Source organism: Streptomyces sp. Y1 (assembly GCF_041053115.1).
Taxonomy (GTDB): domain Bacteria; phylum Actinomycetota; class Actinomycetes; order Streptomycetales; family Streptomycetaceae; genus Kitasatospora; species Kitasatospora rubellomurina.
Genome location: NZ_CP163445.1, coordinates 3,566,674 through 3,580,840, shown reverse-complemented (window position 1 = coordinate 3,580,840; position 14,167 = coordinate 3,566,674). Strand labels below are relative to the sequence as shown.

Annotated in this window: 13 protein-coding genes and 1 tRNA gene; 9 read left to right on the top strand and 5 right to left on the bottom strand. The window is 73.7% G+C overall.

Annotated features, from left to right (window positions below; translation table 11 throughout):
* The first annotated feature begins 103 nt into the window (after nucleotides 1-103).
* The 8 genes from AB2U05_RS15115 (at nucleotide 104) to AB2U05_RS15080 (ending at nucleotide 9,498) form a co-directional block, all read left to right on the top strand.
* A tRNA-Lys gene (locus AB2U05_RS15115) sits at nucleotides 104-176 on the top strand.
* Nucleotides 177-661: 485 nt separating this feature from the next.
* A complete protein-coding gene (locus AB2U05_RS15110) occupies nucleotides 662-2,410 on the top strand; it encodes an LCP family protein (protein ID WP_369183454.1) in 1,749 nt (582 codons plus the stop codon).
* Between the two features lie 195 nt (nucleotides 2,411-2,605).
* Nucleotides 2,606-3,406 (top strand): VOC family protein, encoded by an 801-nt coding sequence (locus AB2U05_RS15105; RefSeq protein WP_369183453.1) that lies wholly within the window; start codon nucleotides 2,606-2,608, stop codon nucleotides 3,404-3,406.
* 109 nt (nucleotides 3,407-3,515) lie between these two features.
* On the top strand, nucleotides 3,516-4,289 hold the full coding sequence (locus AB2U05_RS15100) for an HAD family hydrolase (protein WP_369183452.1): 774 nt from the start codon (nucleotides 3,516-3,518) through the stop codon (nucleotides 4,287-4,289).
* On the top strand, nucleotides 4,286-6,691 hold the full coding sequence (locus tag AB2U05_RS15095) for a glycoside hydrolase family 65 protein (protein WP_369183451.1): 2,406 nt from the start codon (nucleotides 4,286-4,288) through the stop codon (nucleotides 6,689-6,691). The genes AB2U05_RS15100 and AB2U05_RS15095 overlap by 4 nt, the downstream gene beginning before the upstream one ends.
* A gap of 105 nt (nucleotides 6,692-6,796) precedes the next feature.
* On the top strand, nucleotides 6,797-8,530 hold the full coding sequence (locus AB2U05_RS15090) for a pyruvate dehydrogenase (protein ID WP_279616852.1): 1,734 nt from the start codon (nucleotides 6,797-6,799) through the stop codon (nucleotides 8,528-8,530).
* Nucleotides 8,531-8,624: 94 nt separating this feature from the next.
* The gene (locus AB2U05_RS15085; protein ID WP_045709656.1) at nucleotides 8,625-9,260 is read left to right on the top strand and encodes a helix-turn-helix transcriptional regulator; all 636 of its coding nucleotides are present in this window, start codon (nucleotides 8,625-8,627) and stop codon (nucleotides 9,258-9,260) included.
* Between the two features lie 31 nt (nucleotides 9,261-9,291).
* Nucleotides 9,292-9,498 (top strand): DUF6126 family protein, encoded by a 207-nt coding sequence (locus AB2U05_RS15080; RefSeq protein ID WP_045701754.1) that lies wholly within the window; start codon nucleotides 9,292-9,294, stop codon nucleotides 9,496-9,498.
* Between the two features lie 18 nt (nucleotides 9,499-9,516).
* Here AB2U05_RS15080 and AB2U05_RS15075 read toward each other — a convergent pair whose 3' ends face one another.
* A complete protein-coding gene (locus AB2U05_RS15075) occupies nucleotides 9,517-10,968 on the bottom strand; it encodes a PLP-dependent aminotransferase family protein (RefSeq protein WP_369183450.1) in 1,452 nt (483 codons plus the stop codon).
* A 29-nt stretch (nucleotides 10,969-10,997) separates the two neighbouring features.
* A complete protein-coding gene (locus tag AB2U05_RS15070) occupies nucleotides 10,998-11,447 on the bottom strand; it encodes a carboxymuconolactone decarboxylase family protein (RefSeq protein WP_045701806.1) in 450 nt (149 codons plus the stop codon).
* 118 nt (nucleotides 11,448-11,565) lie between these two features.
* Here AB2U05_RS15070 and AB2U05_RS15065 point away from each other — a divergent pair, with 118 nt between their 5' ends.
* Nucleotides 11,566-12,450 (top strand): sigma-70 family RNA polymerase sigma factor, encoded by an 885-nt coding sequence (locus AB2U05_RS15065; protein ID WP_045701758.1) that lies wholly within the window; start codon nucleotides 11,566-11,568, stop codon nucleotides 12,448-12,450.
* Nucleotides 12,451-12,489: 39 nt separating this feature from the next.
* Here the strand turns inward: AB2U05_RS15065 and AB2U05_RS15060 are convergent, their stop codons facing one another.
* From AB2U05_RS15060 to AB2U05_RS15050, 3 genes are all read right to left on the bottom strand, one after another.
* Nucleotides 12,490-12,747 carry a hypothetical protein gene (locus AB2U05_RS15060; RefSeq protein ID WP_045701761.1) on the bottom strand — a complete coding sequence of 86 codons (258 nt, stop codon included), beginning with the start codon at nucleotides 12,745-12,747 and terminating at the stop codon, nucleotides 12,490-12,492.
* A gap of 4 nt (nucleotides 12,748-12,751) precedes the next feature.
* Complete coding sequence (locus AB2U05_RS15055; RefSeq protein ID WP_045701763.1) at nucleotides 12,752-13,102, bottom strand: hypothetical protein; 351 nt, start codon at nucleotides 13,100-13,102, stop codon at nucleotides 12,752-12,754.
* A 127-nt stretch (nucleotides 13,103-13,229) separates the two neighbouring features.
* Nucleotides 13,230-14,150 carry an undecaprenyl-diphosphate phosphatase gene (locus AB2U05_RS15050; protein ID WP_045709653.1) on the bottom strand — a complete coding sequence of 307 codons (921 nt, stop codon included), beginning with the start codon at nucleotides 14,148-14,150 and terminating at the stop codon, nucleotides 13,230-13,232.
* Between the last annotated feature and the right edge of the window lie 17 nt (nucleotides 14,151-14,167).

Sequence of the window (14,167 nt, the reverse complement as noted above, 5' to 3'; positions counted from 1 at the left end):
CGGAGGCCCGCCACGCCCGCCCAATCCACTGGCGGAGCCCCACCCCCCAACGGGTAGGATCGCGGTGGCCCTCCCCGCCCGGCACGCCGGGTCCGAGAGCCGCGGGCCACTAGCTCAATTGGCAGAGCTGCGGACTTTTAATCCGTAGGTTCAGGGTTCGAGCCCCTGGTGGCCCACCGTGTGAACGTGCTTGCGGCCCGGGCGTCCTCCTGTCGGGAGGGCGCCCTTCGTCATGAACGGCCGGAGGAGTCGGCGGACGGCGTCCCGCCGGGGCGCGACGAGCAGGGACTGGCGGGCCGGGAGCGGGAGTTGCCGCGCGTGCTCGGCCGGGGCCGGTCGCCGCGCACGACCCGTCGGACGACGGCGGACCTGATGGACCGGCTACGGCTGCCGGCTCCGGTCGCGCGTGGCCGAAGTGGCGTGGGTCACGCCGGAATCGACCGTTTTCGCCGGTTCTGTCGGGGGCTGCGGGGCGTGCCACCGGGGCTGCTGGTGGACCGGAGGTTCGTGACCGCAAGAGCCCTAAATATGATCGGAAGCCACGCTCGTCGTTTTGTATCGACGTTCGTATGTGCAACCTGGAGCCGATCGGGTCGGTCTCCTGTGTGTGCGGTGCGCCAGTTCGTCCGGGGCGTCGCTTCCGTCGGTGAAAGGTACGCGCATGTCAGGACAGTGGGGCGAGGGCCCGGATCGGGACGAGGACGCCCCCGGCGCGGTCTCGACCACGGGCGGTTCGGCCGTGCCGTCGCCGCGCGCCGGCGGTCGGGCCGAGGCCCGCCGGGCGGCCCAGGGCAAGGGCGGCAGAGGCGGCGGCGAGGACGCCAAGGGCGGCGCGGGCACGACCGGCGGACGGGCGGCGGCCCGGCGCGGCGGCAAGCCGAAGCGGAACGTCAAGAAGATCGTCGCCTGGTCGGCGGCCGGCGTGCTGGTGCTGATCGCGGGCGCGGGCGGCGCGATCTACCTGAAGCTGAACGCCAACATCAAGTCCTTCGACGCCGACGCGATAGCCACCGACCGCCCGCCGGAGGCCAAGGCCGACGCGGACGGCAACAAGCCGGTCAACATCCTGCTGATCGGCTCGGACAGCCGCGGCAAGAACAACGCGGACCTCGGCGGCGGCGAGGACGGCGGCGCCCGCTCGGACACCACGATCCTGCTGCACGTCTACGCCGACCACAAGCACGCCGTGGGCATCTCGATCCCGCGCAACGCGAAGGTGCCGATCCCGTCCTGCAAGCTGCCCAACGGCAAGTGGACCAAGGGCGGCGGCATCGACCTGTTCAACGCGGCCTTCTCGACCGGCGGCAGCGACGACGGCAACCCGGCCTGCACCCAGAACACGGTGGAGAAGATCACCGGCATCCGGGTCGACCACACCATGGTGGTCGACTTCAGCGGCTTCGCGGCGATGACCAAGGCCGTGAACGGCGTGGACATCTGCCTGCCGCAGCCGATCTACGAGGGCGACATCAACCCCAAGCTGCCGAAGAAGGGCGCGCTCGTCCTGCCGCAGGGCAAGCAGACCGTCCAGGGCCAGCAGGCGCTCGACTACGTGCGGCTGCGGCACGGCATCGGCGACGGCTCGGACATCGGCCGGATGAAGCGCCAGCAGGCCTTCCTGAGCTCGCTCGCCACCAAGATCAAGAAGGAGGGGCTGAGCCCCACCAACCTGCTGCCGCTGGCCGACGCCGCCACCAAGTCGCTGACCGTCGACCCGGGGCTGGACTCCGCGGACAAGCTGATCTCCTTCGGCCTGTCGCTGAAGAACATCGACATGCACGACCTCAAGTTCGTGACCGCGCCCTGGCGCTACCGCACCCAGGACAAGGACCTCGACCTGGTCCAGCCGGACGCCAACAAGCTCTGGGACATCCTCAAGGCCGACCAGACCATCGACGGCCAGAACGCCACCGGCCAGCAGCCGGACGCCCCCGGCACCCAGAGCACCCCGGCCGCGCCCACCACCCCGCCCCCGCCGCCCGGGGACGCCGCCAACGCCTCGATCAAGGTCTCGGTCTACAACGGCACGAGCAACAACGGCCTGGCCGGCAAGGGCACCGAGGTGCTGAAGGGCGCCAAGTTCAACGCCGTCACGGCCGGCCAGGGGCCCAGCACCAAGTACAAGACCACGACGGTCGAGTACGGCGCCGGGCAGAAGGCCAACGCCGAGAAGGTCGCCGCGCTGTTCCCGGGCGCCGAGCTCTCGGCCGGCAGCGGGCGCGGCGTGTCGGTGATCGTCGGCCAGGACTTCGCGGCCGCCAACGGCATGGGCGGCACGGCCTCCGGCACCCCCGGCGCCGCCCCGGGCACCCCGGCCGCCCCGCAGCCGCTGCCCACCACCGTCACCAACGACGCCCGCTCGGCGGACGACGACATCTGCGCCAACACCTCGTACGGCAGCGGCGGCTGAGCGTCACCACGGGGCAGGGCCACGGCGCCCCGGCCGGGCGAGGTTCGCCCGCCGGGCGCCGTCCGGTGGCGGGATCGCGGCGGCGGGCCGATGGTGGGCGGTGTACCGCCGTGCGCGCGTGGCCGTACCGGTCGGGCCGCGCGGCGCCCGCCCGACGACCCCAGCCGGCCACCACCGCCTCCGGGAGGCCCAGCAATGCCCGTAGTCACCGATCCGTACAAGCCCGGCACCCCGTGCTGGATCGACCTGATGGCGAGCGACCAGCAGGCCGCGCTCGACTTCTACCGTGACCTGTTCGGCTGGCAGGGCGAGGCCGGCCCGGCCGAGTTCGGCGGCTACGCCGTGTGCACGCTCAACGGCCGCCCGGTCGCCGGGATCATGACGCAGTCCGCGCCCGAGGGCCAGCCGCTGCCGCCCGTCGCCTGGACCACCTACCTCGCCTCGGACGACGCCGACGCGACCATGCGGGCCGTCACCGAGGCCGGCGGCACCGTCCTGTACGAGCCGATGGACGTCGGCGCGATCGGCCGGATGCTGGTCGCCGCCGACCCGACCGGCGCGGTGTTCGGCGTCTGGCAGGCGATGGACTTCATCGGCGCCGGCGTGGTCAACGAGCCCGGCGCGCTGGTCTGGAACGAGCTGAACACCTCCGACACCGGTGCCGCCGGCCGCTTCTACCACCCGGCGCTCGGCCTGCGCCCGGCCACCATCCAGGGCATGGACGGCTACTACTCGCTCAACGTCGGCGACCGCACGGTCGGCGGCATGCAGGCGATCCCCGGCTACCTGTCCGGCGACACCCCCTCGCACTGGATGACCTACTTCTCGGTGGACGACGCCGACTCCACCGTGGACGCCCTGGTCAAGGCGGGCGGCTCGGTGATCCAGCCGCCGTTCGACATGCAGTCCGGCCGGATGGCCGTCGTGCGGGACCCGCAGGGCGCCGCCTTCGCCGTCATCCAGGCCCCCGAGGCGCAACTGCCGGACTCGCCCTGACGAACGCCGGGTGACCAGAGGCGAACGGAAGCCGCCCTTCCCGCGACGCGCCGCCGGGAAAAGGGCGGCTTCCCGGTGTTCCCCGGCCGAGCCGGGTAAGACTGCACCCATGCTGGGGCTACCGGACGACATCCGCGCTTTCCTCTTCGACCTCGACGGGGTGCTCACCCAGACCGCGAAGGTGCACGCCGCGGCCTGGAAGGACACCTTCGACGCCTTCCTGCGCGCCGAAGCCGCCCGCACCGGCGGCCCGTTCGTCCCCTTCGACGCCGTCGCCGAGTACGACACCTACGTGGACGGCCGCCCGCGGCTGGACGGCACCCGGGCGTTCCTGCACAGCCGGGGCATCGACCTGCCCGAGGGCACCCCGGACGACCCGCCCGACGCCCGCACCGTGCAGGGGATCAGCCGGGCCAAGAACGACACCGTGCTGCGGCTCATCCACGAGCAGGGCGTCCAGCCGTACGACGGCTCGGTCGCCTACGTGCGCCGGCTGGACGCGCTCGGACTGCCCCGCGCGGTGGTCTCCTCCAGCGCCAACTGCCGGGACGTGCTGCGGGCCGCCGGCCTGCTGGAGCTGTTCCCGGTGATCGTCGACGGCGTGGTCGCCACCCGCGAGCGGCTGCCCGGCAAACCCGCCCCCGACACCTACCTGTACGCGGCCCGCGCCCTCGGCGTCGAGCCCGCGCACGCCGCCGTCTTCGAGGACGCGCTCGCCGGCGTCGCGTCCGGCCGGGCCGGCGGCTTCGGCGCCGTGGTCGGGGTCGACCGCACCGGCCAGGCCGCCGAACTGCGCCGCGACGGCGCCACCGTGGTCGTCGCCGACCTCGCCGACCTGCTGTCCGCGGCCCCGCCGCTGCCGGGAGAGGAAGGCCCGCGATGACCGCCTCCGACAACTTCGCCGTCGACCCCTGGCAGGTCGCCGAACACGGCCTGGACCTCGCCTCGTTGGCCCGCGCCGAATCCGTCTTCGCGCTCTCCAACGGGCACATCGGCCTGCGCGCCAACCTCGACGAGGGCGAGCCGCACGGCCTGCCCGGCACCTACCTCAACGGCGTCTTCGAACTGCGCCCGCTGCCGTACGGCGAGGGCGGCTACGGCTACCCGGAGTCCAGCCAGAGCGTCATCAACGTCACCAACGGCAAGATCATCCGACTGCTGGTCGACGACGAGCCCTTCGACCTGCGCTACGGCGAACTCCTCAGCCACAAGCGCTGGTTGGACTTCCGCGAAGGCCTGCTGCACCGGGAGGCGGAATGGACCTCCCCGGCCGGCCGGACCATCCGGGTCAGCTCCGCCCGAATGGTCTCGCTCACCCAGCGCGCCGTCGCCGCGGTCGAGTACAGCGTCGAGGCGGTCGACGGGCCGGTGCGGATCGTGCTGCAGTCCGAACTCGTCGCCAACGAGCAGCTGCCCGGCGGCCCCGAGGGCGACCCGCGCGCCGCCGCCGTCCTGGAGGCCCCGCTGCAGCCCGAGGCGCACCACGCGAGCGGCGCCAAGGCCGTCCTGGTGCACCGCACCCGTTACAGCGGCATCCGGGTCGCGGCCGGGATGGACCACATCATCGAGGGTCCCGACCGGCTCGACACCGTCGCCGAGGCCGAGTCCGACCACTGCCGGATCAGCGTCACCACCGTGCTCGAACCCGGAGAGCGGCTGCGGCTGGTCAAGTTCATCGCCTACGGCTGGTCGGGCACCCGCTCGCTGCCCGCTGTCCGCGACCAGGTCGAGGCCGCGCTCACCGCCGCCCGGTACACCGGCTGGGACGGCCTCGTCGCCGAACAGGCCGACTACCTGCGGCAGTTCTGGGAGACCAGCGACATCGAGATCGAGGGCGACGTCGAACTCCAGCAGGCCGTCCGGTTCGCCGTCTTCCACGTCCTGCAGGCCGGCGCCCGCAGCGAGGAACGGGCCATCCCCGCCAAGGGGTTGACCGGCCCCGGCTACGACGGGCACAGCTTCTGGGACACCGAGACCTTCGTCCTGCCGGTGCTCACCTACTGCCTGCCGGGCGCCGTCAACCAGGCCCTGCGCTGGCGGCACACCACCCTCCCGCTCGCCCGCGAACGGGCCGCCCAACTCGGCCTGGCCGGCGCGGTGTTCCCCTGGCGGACGATCCGCGGCGAGGAGTGCTCCGGGTACTGGCCGGCCGGCACCGCCGCGTTCCACATCGGCGCCGACATCGCCGCCGCCGTGGTCCGCTACGTCCGGGCCACCGGGGACGTCGAGTTCGAGCGCGAGTACGGGCTCGAACTCCTCGTCGAGACCGCCCGGATGTGGCGCTCGCTCGGCCACCACGACGCCGCCGGGAGGTTCCGGATCGAAGGCGTCACCGGCCCCGACGAGTACAGCGCCGTCGCCGACAACAACGTCTTCACCAACCTGATGGCGCAGACGAACCTGCGCGCCGCCGCCGACTCCGCCGTCCGCCACCCGCGCGAGGCCGGCGACCTCGGCGTCGACACCGAGGAGACCGCCGCCTGGCGCGACGCCGCCGCCGCGATGTACCTCCCGTACGACGCCGACCTCGGCGTCCACCCGCAGGCCGACGGCTTCACCCACCACCAGGTCTGGGACTTCGACAACACGCCCGCCGAGAACTACCCGCTGCTGCTGCACTACCCGTACTTCGACCTGTACCGCAAGCAGGTCGTCAAACAGGCCGACCTGGTCCTCGCCATGCAGGTCCGCGGCGACGCCTTCACCGACGAGCAGAAGGCCCGCAACTTCGCCTACTACGAGCGCCTCACCGTCCGCGACTCCTCCCTCTCCGCCTGCACCCAGGCCGTCATCGCCGCCGAGGTCGGCCAGCTCGACCTCGCCTACGACTACACGGCGGAGGCGGCGCTGATGGACCTGCACGACCTCGGCGGCAACACCCGCGACGGCCTCCACATGGCCTCCCTCGCCGGGGCCTGCATCGCCCTGGTCGCCGGCTTCGGCGGGTTGCGCGACCACAACGAGACGCTCGCCTTCCGGCCCCGGCTGCCCGCCGGGCTGATGAAGCTCAGCTTCTCGCTGATGGTCCGCGGGCACCTGCTCGGCGTCCGGATCACCCACGACGGGACGACGTACACGCTGCGCCGGGGCGAGGTGCTGCACCTGCGGCACGACGGCGAGCCCGTCCAGGTCAAGGCCGGCTCCCCGGTCACCCTGCCCACCACCGTCCCGCCCGCCCAGGAGCGCTGCGTCCAGCCGCCCGGCCGCGAACCCGCCCGCCGGCAGCCGCAGGCGGGCCTGGCCATCGGCAAGCTCGGGCAGCAGGACCACCTGGCGGCGGAGTAGTTCACCCGTTCGGGTCCGCTCCGGGTGCGGAGCGGACCCGAGCGCCGGAGGGTGCAGGTGATCCGTGCCGACCCCCGTCGCGAGTGACGAAAACAGGGAGTACCTGTGGCGAGCGTGGCCGAACAGATGGTGGAGGTGCTCCGGCAGGCCGGGGTGGAGCGGGTGTACGGCGTCGTCGGCGACAGCCTGAACCCCGTCGTCGACGCGATCCGCCGGGCGGACGGCATCAGCTGGGTGCACGTGCGCAACGAGGAGGCCGGGGCCTTCGCGGCGGCCGCCGAGGCCGAGCTGAGCGGCCGGCTCGCCGTCTGCGCCGGCTCCTGCGGCCCCGGCAACACCCACCTGATCCAGGGCCTGTACGACGCCCAGCGCAGCGGATTGCCGGTGCTCGCGCTCGCCTCGCACATCCCGTCCGGCCAGATCGGCACCGGCTTCTTCCAGGAGACCCACCCCGAACGGGTGTTCACCGACTGCAGCAACTGGTGCGAGATGCTGTCCGCCCCCGCCCAGCTGCCCCGCCTGCTGCGGGTCGCGATCCAGCACGCGCTGGGCTCGCACGGCGTCTCGGTGCTCGCCTTCCCCGGTGACGTCGCCGCGCTGCCCGCCGCCGGGCCGACCGGCAGCAGCCACTTCCTCACCGAGCAGGCCGTCGCCGCGCCGCCGTGGTCCCAGGTGCAGGAGCTGGCCCGGCTGCTGAACGCGGCCCGCAGGGTGGCGCTGTTCTGCGGCGCGGGCGTCCGCGACGCGCACGCCGAGGTGATGGCCGCCGCGCAGGCGCTGAACGCGCCGGTCGGGCACTCGCTGCGCGGCAAGGAGTGGATCCAGTTCGACAACCCGTACGACGTCGGCATGAGCGGCCTGCTCGGCTACGGCGCCTGCCACGAGGCGCTGCACGAGGCGGACCTGGTGCTGCTGCTCGGCACCGACTTCCCGTACGACTCGTTCCTGCCGCAGGCCCGTACCGTCCAGGTCGACCACGACGCCACCCGGCTGGGCCGCCGCACCGCGCTGGAGCTGGCCGTGCACGGGGACGTCGCCGCGACCCTGCGGGCCGTTCTGCCGCTGCTGGACGCCAGGCGGGACCGCGCCTTCCTGGACGGGATGCTGCGCAAGCACTGCCGTGCGCTGGAGGACGTGGTCGGCGCGTACACCCGGGGCATCGAGAAGCACCTGCCGATCCACCCCGAGTACGTGGCCGCGGTGCTGGACGAGGTCGCCGCCGAGGACGCGGTGTTCACCGTGGACACCGGCATGAACAACGTCTGGGCCGCCCGCTACCTGACGCCGAACGGCCGGCGCCGGGTGATCGGCTCCTTCCTGCACGGCTCGATGGCGAACGCCCTGCCGCACGCGATCGGCGCCCAACTCGCCTGCCCCGGGCGGCAGGTGATCGCGATGGCGGGCGACGGCGGGATCGGCATGCTGCTCGGCGAACTGCTCACCGCGGTCAAGCACCGGCTGCCGGTGAAGACGGTGGTGTTCAACAACGGCGCGCTCGGCATGATCAAGCTGGAGATGCTGGTCTCCGGCTATCCGGAGTACGAGATCGACAACGGCGACGTGGACTACGCGGGGATCGCCCGGGCGATGGGCATCCCCGCCAAGCGGGTCACCGAGCCGGAGCGGGTCCGGGAGGTGCTGGCGGAGGCGCTGGAGCGGCCGGGGCCGGCGCTGGTCGACGTGGTCACCGACCCCAACGCGCTGTCCATCCCGCCGCGGATCACCGCCGCCCAGCTGAAGGGCTTCGCGCTGGCGGCGGGGAAGACGGTGCTGAACGGCGGGGTGGGCCGGATGGTCGACCTGGCCCGCAGCAACCTGCGCAACATCCCGCGGCCGTGAGCGCGAGCGCGAGCGGGAGCTGAGTGGGCCGAAACGGGTTTGCCTCTGAGGCACATTTCTTGCCTGTGCGGCAGGCCGGGTGTCCACTGGTCACATGACCAGCAGCCCCACCGGCGCGGACGCCGCCGGCGACCGGATCGACGACCAGGAGGTCGCCGGCCTCGCCGCCCGCCTGCGCGAGCACCGGCTCAGCAGCCGCCTCACCCTGGAGGTCGCGGCCGCGCGGGTCGGTCTCTCCCCAGCCTATCTGTCCCGGCTGGAGACCGGCCGCCGGCAGCCCTCGCTGCCCGTCCTGCTCGGCCTCGCCCGCGCCTACGGCACCTCCGTCTCCGGACTGCTCGGCGAGACCGTCGCCGAGCCCGACCCGGTGGTGCGCGGCGGTGCCATCGAGCCCGGCCGGGCCGGCGGCTGGGGCTACCGGCGGGCCGGCGCCCCCGGCCGCGCCATGCAGGCGCTGCGGGTGCAGGTGCCGCCGGGCGTGCAGGACGCGGTGGTTCGGGTGCACCCCGGCGAGGAGTGGCTGTACGTGCTGAGCGGCACGCTCCGGGTCACCCTCGGCGACCGCGTCCACCAGCTGGGCCCCGGCGACTCCGCCCACTACGACTCGCTCACCCCGCACTGCATCGCGGCCGAGTCCGAGGGCGGTGTCGAACTGCTCTTCGTCCACACCCTGCTGCAGAGCCCGGGCGGCGAGCTCTGCCTGGGCGGCGGGCCCGCAGCGATCCACTGACCCCTCGTCAGTTCCTTTGGAGGAGATCCCCATGGCCGATCCCACCGCCACCGCCACGACCGCCACCTCGGCCGCCGGTCCCGCCGCGCCCGACACCGCCGCCGGTCCCAAGACCATGGACGCCGGCAAGTGGGCCAACAAGCGGATCTACCTCCGCCTGGTGATCTACACAGTCGGCTGCCACGCCTTCGCCGGCTTCATCATCCTCCTGTTCCAGCTGGGCAGCCGCAACAAGTAGCCCCGTGGGCAGGCGGGTTCAGCGCTCGCGCAGCAGCTCGCAGAGCGCCGCCAGGGCCGCCGGGAAGGCGTGCTCGGGCGGGGTGGCGTAGCCGATCACCAGGGCCGGGCCGGACTCGGCGCGTTCGCCGTCCGGCTCGGCGTCCGACTCCTCGTCCGGCTCGGCGCGGTGCCAGACCAGCCCGCTCAGCGAGATCCCGGCGGCCTCGGCGCGGGCCAGCAGCTCGGCCTCCGAGCCCGCGCCGGGCGGCAGTTGGACCACGGCGTGCAGCCCGGCGGCGATGCCCGTCACCTCGACCCGCGGGGCGTGCTCGGCCAGCGCGGCGACCAACCGGTCGCGCCGGCGCCGGTAGTGCAGGCGGCACCGTCGCACGTGCCGGTCGTACGTCCCGGAGGTGATCAGCTCCGCCAGGGTCAGCTGGTCGAGCACCGGGGACATGGTGTCCGCCCGCCGCTTCAGCCGGGCGACCGGCTCCACCAGGTCGTCCGGCAGGGCCAGCCAGGCCAGCCGCAGGCCCGGCGCGAGGCTCTTGGCGGCCGTCCCGGCGTACACCACCCGCTCCGGGTCGAGCGCCTGCATCGCGCCGAGCGGCTGCCGGTCGAAGCGGAACTCGCCGTCGTAGTCGTCCTCGACGACGTAGCCGTCCCGCTCGCGCGCCCAGCGCACCGCCGCCGCCCGGCGCTCGGCGGACAGCACCGCGCCGGTCGGGTACTGGTGGGCGGGGGTGAGCAGGACGGCGCCGCTGCGCTCGTCCAGCCGGTCCACCCGGGCGCCGTCGCAGTCCAGCGGCAGCGGGCGGATCGCCAGCCCGGCCGCCCGGGCGACGGCGTGCTGCGGCGGCAGCCCGTACCCCTCGACGGCGAGCCCGCGGGCGCCGCGCTCGCGCAGCGCCGCGCAGAGCAGGCCGAGGCCCTGGGAGACGCCGGTGCAGATCAGCAGGTGGTCCGGGTCGGTGCGCACGCCCCGGACCCGGGCCAGGTAGTGGGTCAGCGCCTCCCGCAGTTCGATCCGGCCGAGCGGGCTGCCGTAGCCGAACGCCTCGTGCGGGGCGGTGGCCAGCGCCCGGCGGGCGGCGGCCAGCCAGGCGGTGCGGGGGAACAGCGACAGGTCGGGGCGCCCGGACATCAGGTCGTGCCGGAAGACCGGCGGGCGCGGCCCCGGCCGGGCGCCGCGGGGGCCGCGGGCCGGCGCGGACCGCTGGGCGACGGTGGTGCCGGAGCCCTGCCGGGAGCTGAGCCAGCCCTCGGCGGTGAGCTGGCCGTACGCCTCGACCACGGTGTTGCGGGCGATCCCCAGGTCCTCGCCGAGGGCCCGGGAGGACGGCAGCCGGGTGCCGGCCGCGAGCCGGCCGTCCTGGACGGCCTCGCGCAGGGCGTCCTCCAGGGCGGCCCGCAGCCCGGCACCGGCGGCGCGCCGCTCGGTGAGGTCCAGGTGCAGGTCGCCGCCGAAGGAGGTCCAGGAGCCGTTCACGGACTCCATTCTCGCCCGCTGGCGGGCGCTCAGCCCCAGGTGGTGCCGGCCGGCTCCTCGATGGTGGTGTTGATCCGGTTGAAGAAGTTGGTGAGGCCGATCATCAGGATGATCGCGGAGAGCTGCTCCTCGCCGAAGTGGTCGGCGGCCGCGTCCCAGACCTCGTCCGGGACGGCCTTGCCGGAGCGGTCCGCGATCCGGGTTGCGGCCTCGGTGAGGGCGAGCGCGGCGCGCTCCTCGTCGGAGAAGAACGGGGCCTCGCGCCAGGCGACCAGCGCGTGCAGCTGGTCGTCGGTCACGCCGTGCTTCCTCGCGCTGTCCACGCCCCCGAACACGCAGGCGCTGCAGCCGTTGATCTGGCTGGCCCGCAGGTGGACCAGCTCCAGCAGCTTCGGGGCGACGCCGCCCTGGTACAGCGACGTGAAGATGGTGCGGATGCCCTTCATCGCGTCCGGCAGGACGTAGGCGGGGTTCTTCATGCGGGCGGTGGTGGTGCCGGTGGTGCCGGTGGTGCTGGTGTTGGCGGTGGTCACCGCGGTCTCCTCTTCGTTAGCGTCCGTCATCGAATCGACGGATGCCGACGCGAGGATGTGACAGGTGACCGGGAAAGACTTTCTGGCCGACGGTTTCGAGGCGGAACGGGCCCAACTGCGGTCGGTGGCCTACCGGATGCTCGGCTCGGTCGCCGAGGCCGAGGACGCCGTCCAGGAGGCGTGGCTGCGGCTGGAGCGCAGCGACGTCAGCGAGGTGCGCAACCTCGGGGCCTGGCTGACCACCGTGGTCGGCCGGATCTGCCTGGACCAGCTGCGCTCCCGCGCCTCCCGCAAGGAGGACCCGCTGCCCGAGGAGGACGGCCGGGTCCGGCTGCCCGACCCGGTGATCGGCGGCCTGGTGGCGCTCGACCCGGTGCAGGAGATCCTGGTCGCCGACTCGGTCGGCCTCGCGCTGATGGTCGTCCTGGAGACGCTGTCCCCGGCGGAGCGGGTGGCCTTCGTGCTGCACGACCTCTTCGAGGTGCCCTTCGACGCGATCGCCGACGTGCTCGGCCGCACCTCCGCCGCCACCCGCCAGCTGGCCAGCCGCGCCCGCCGCCGCGTCCAGGGCGCCACCCCGGCCGCCGACACCGACACCGGCCGCAAGCAGCAGGTGGTGGAGGCCTTCCTGGCCGCCGCGCGCGGCGGGGACTTCGAGGCCCTGCTCACCGTCCTCGACCCGGACGTCCTGGCCCGCTCGGACGGCGGCACCCTGGTGCCCGGCGTCCTGCGCCGCGGCGCGGCCGAGGTCGCCTCCCAGGCGATCACCTTCGCCCGCTTCGCCGCCGAGGCCCGCCTGGTCCTGGTCAACGGCTCCCCGGGCGTCGTCTCCTACGCCGAGGGCCGCCCGCTCTCGGTGATGTCCTTCACCATCCACGCCGGCCGCATCACCGGCCTCGACATCCTCACCGACCCCACCCGCCTCGCCGCCCTCGCCCCCACCCCCTGAACGCACTCCGGGCCGTCCGACCGGTGTCGGGCGGCCCGGTCAGGCCGGGGGAGCGGTCACCTGGCAGACCACCACGAGTTCCAGGCGCGGGACCACGTAGTAGGCGAAGAGGCCGCCGGCGACGTCCACGTAACGCATCGGCTCGCCGCTGCCCTGGTACGCCGTGCCGTCCAGGTAGAGCGCCGAAGCGGCCCGGACGAGTTCGTCGGCCTTGGACTCGACGGCCGCGAGGAAACCGGCCGGGGCGCCGGCGGTGACGTGCTCCGCGCTGGGGAGGTACTCCCAGGCCCAGCTCACCCGTTCACCCGTTCACGGCCGCGAACGCCGAGCGGTAGAGCTCGGCGACCTCGACGGCGTGCGCCCGGCACTCCGCGACGGAGGGGGCGTGGTTGGCCAGGTAGTTCGCCCGGTGGTAAGCCTTCGCGGACTCCGGGATCCGCTCGATCTCCACCACGGCCGCCCAGTGTGCGACGAAGGCGTGGATCGGGCGCACGCTGCCGGCCTCGATGGCCTCCGCCATCGCCCTGGTCTGGCCGTCGACCATCTCGGGCAGCCGGTCCGGCGCGAGGACGGCGAGCGCGGCCTTGAGCGCGGTCGGGGTCCGGTCGGGGCGAGGGATGGTCTCGGCGCCTTCCGGCAGGGGTTGGCTCATGGGCGGCTCCTCTCCTCCCCGGTGAGCCTACTCGCGAACCGGCCGACCAGGCGGCGGTGTTCTCGCGGATTCGGCCGGTTCGGGCGGCCGGTTTCGGGCGGCCCGGAGCGGGGACGGCGCAGGTGGTTCAGACGGAGAGGTAGACGGCGCTGCCGAGGCCGGCCAGGAAGCAGTAGACGGCGAACGGGGTGAGGCTGCGGGTCTCGAAGTACTTGGTGAGGAAGCGGACCGAGACGTAGCCGGCGACGAAGGCGGCGACGCTGCCGGCGGCGACGGGGCCGAGGACGTCGGAGTTCTCCGGTTTGAAGAGCTCGGGGACCTTCAGGGCCGAGGCGGCGAGGATGACCGGGGTGGCGAGGAGGAAGGAGAAGCGGGCGGCGTCCTCGTGGTGGAGGCCGCGCAGGATGCCGGCGCTCATGGTGACGCCGGAGCGGGAGACGCCGGGGAAGAGGGCGAGGATCTGGGCGGCGCCGATCCAGGCGCCCTGGCCGAAGCTGAGCCGGGTCAGCCGGGCGTCGGAGGCGACCGCCGGGTCGTCGGTGCCCGGCTCGTCGACGGGGGCGGCGAGCCCGGCGCGGCGGCGGCCGGTGCCGCCCCGCTTGAGGCGCTCGGCGCCGAGCAGGACGAGCCCGTTGAGGGCGAGGAAGACGGCGGCCGGGACGGGCTTGCCGAGGGCGTGCCGCAGGGCCTTCTCCAGGACGAGCCCGGCGATGCCGACCGGGATGGTGGAGATGATCAGCAGCCAGGCGAGCTTCTCGTCCCGGGTCCGCACCCGGCGGTGCCGGGCGGAGCTGACGAGGCCGCTGACCACCCGGACCCAGTCCCGCCAGAAGAACACCACCAGCGCGAGCGCGGTGGCCAGGTGCAGGGCGACCAGCGCGGCGAGGTAGGAGGAGCCGTCCGCGGTCATGTCGAGGTCCCGCTGGATCTTCCCACCGAGCAGGGCCGGGAGCAGGATGCTGTGGCCGAGACTGGAGACCGGGAAGAGTTCCGTCACACCCTGCAGCAGGCCGACGCCTATCGCTTCCGGGTAGGTCAGGGTGGACATCGCGCACCTTCGCTCGG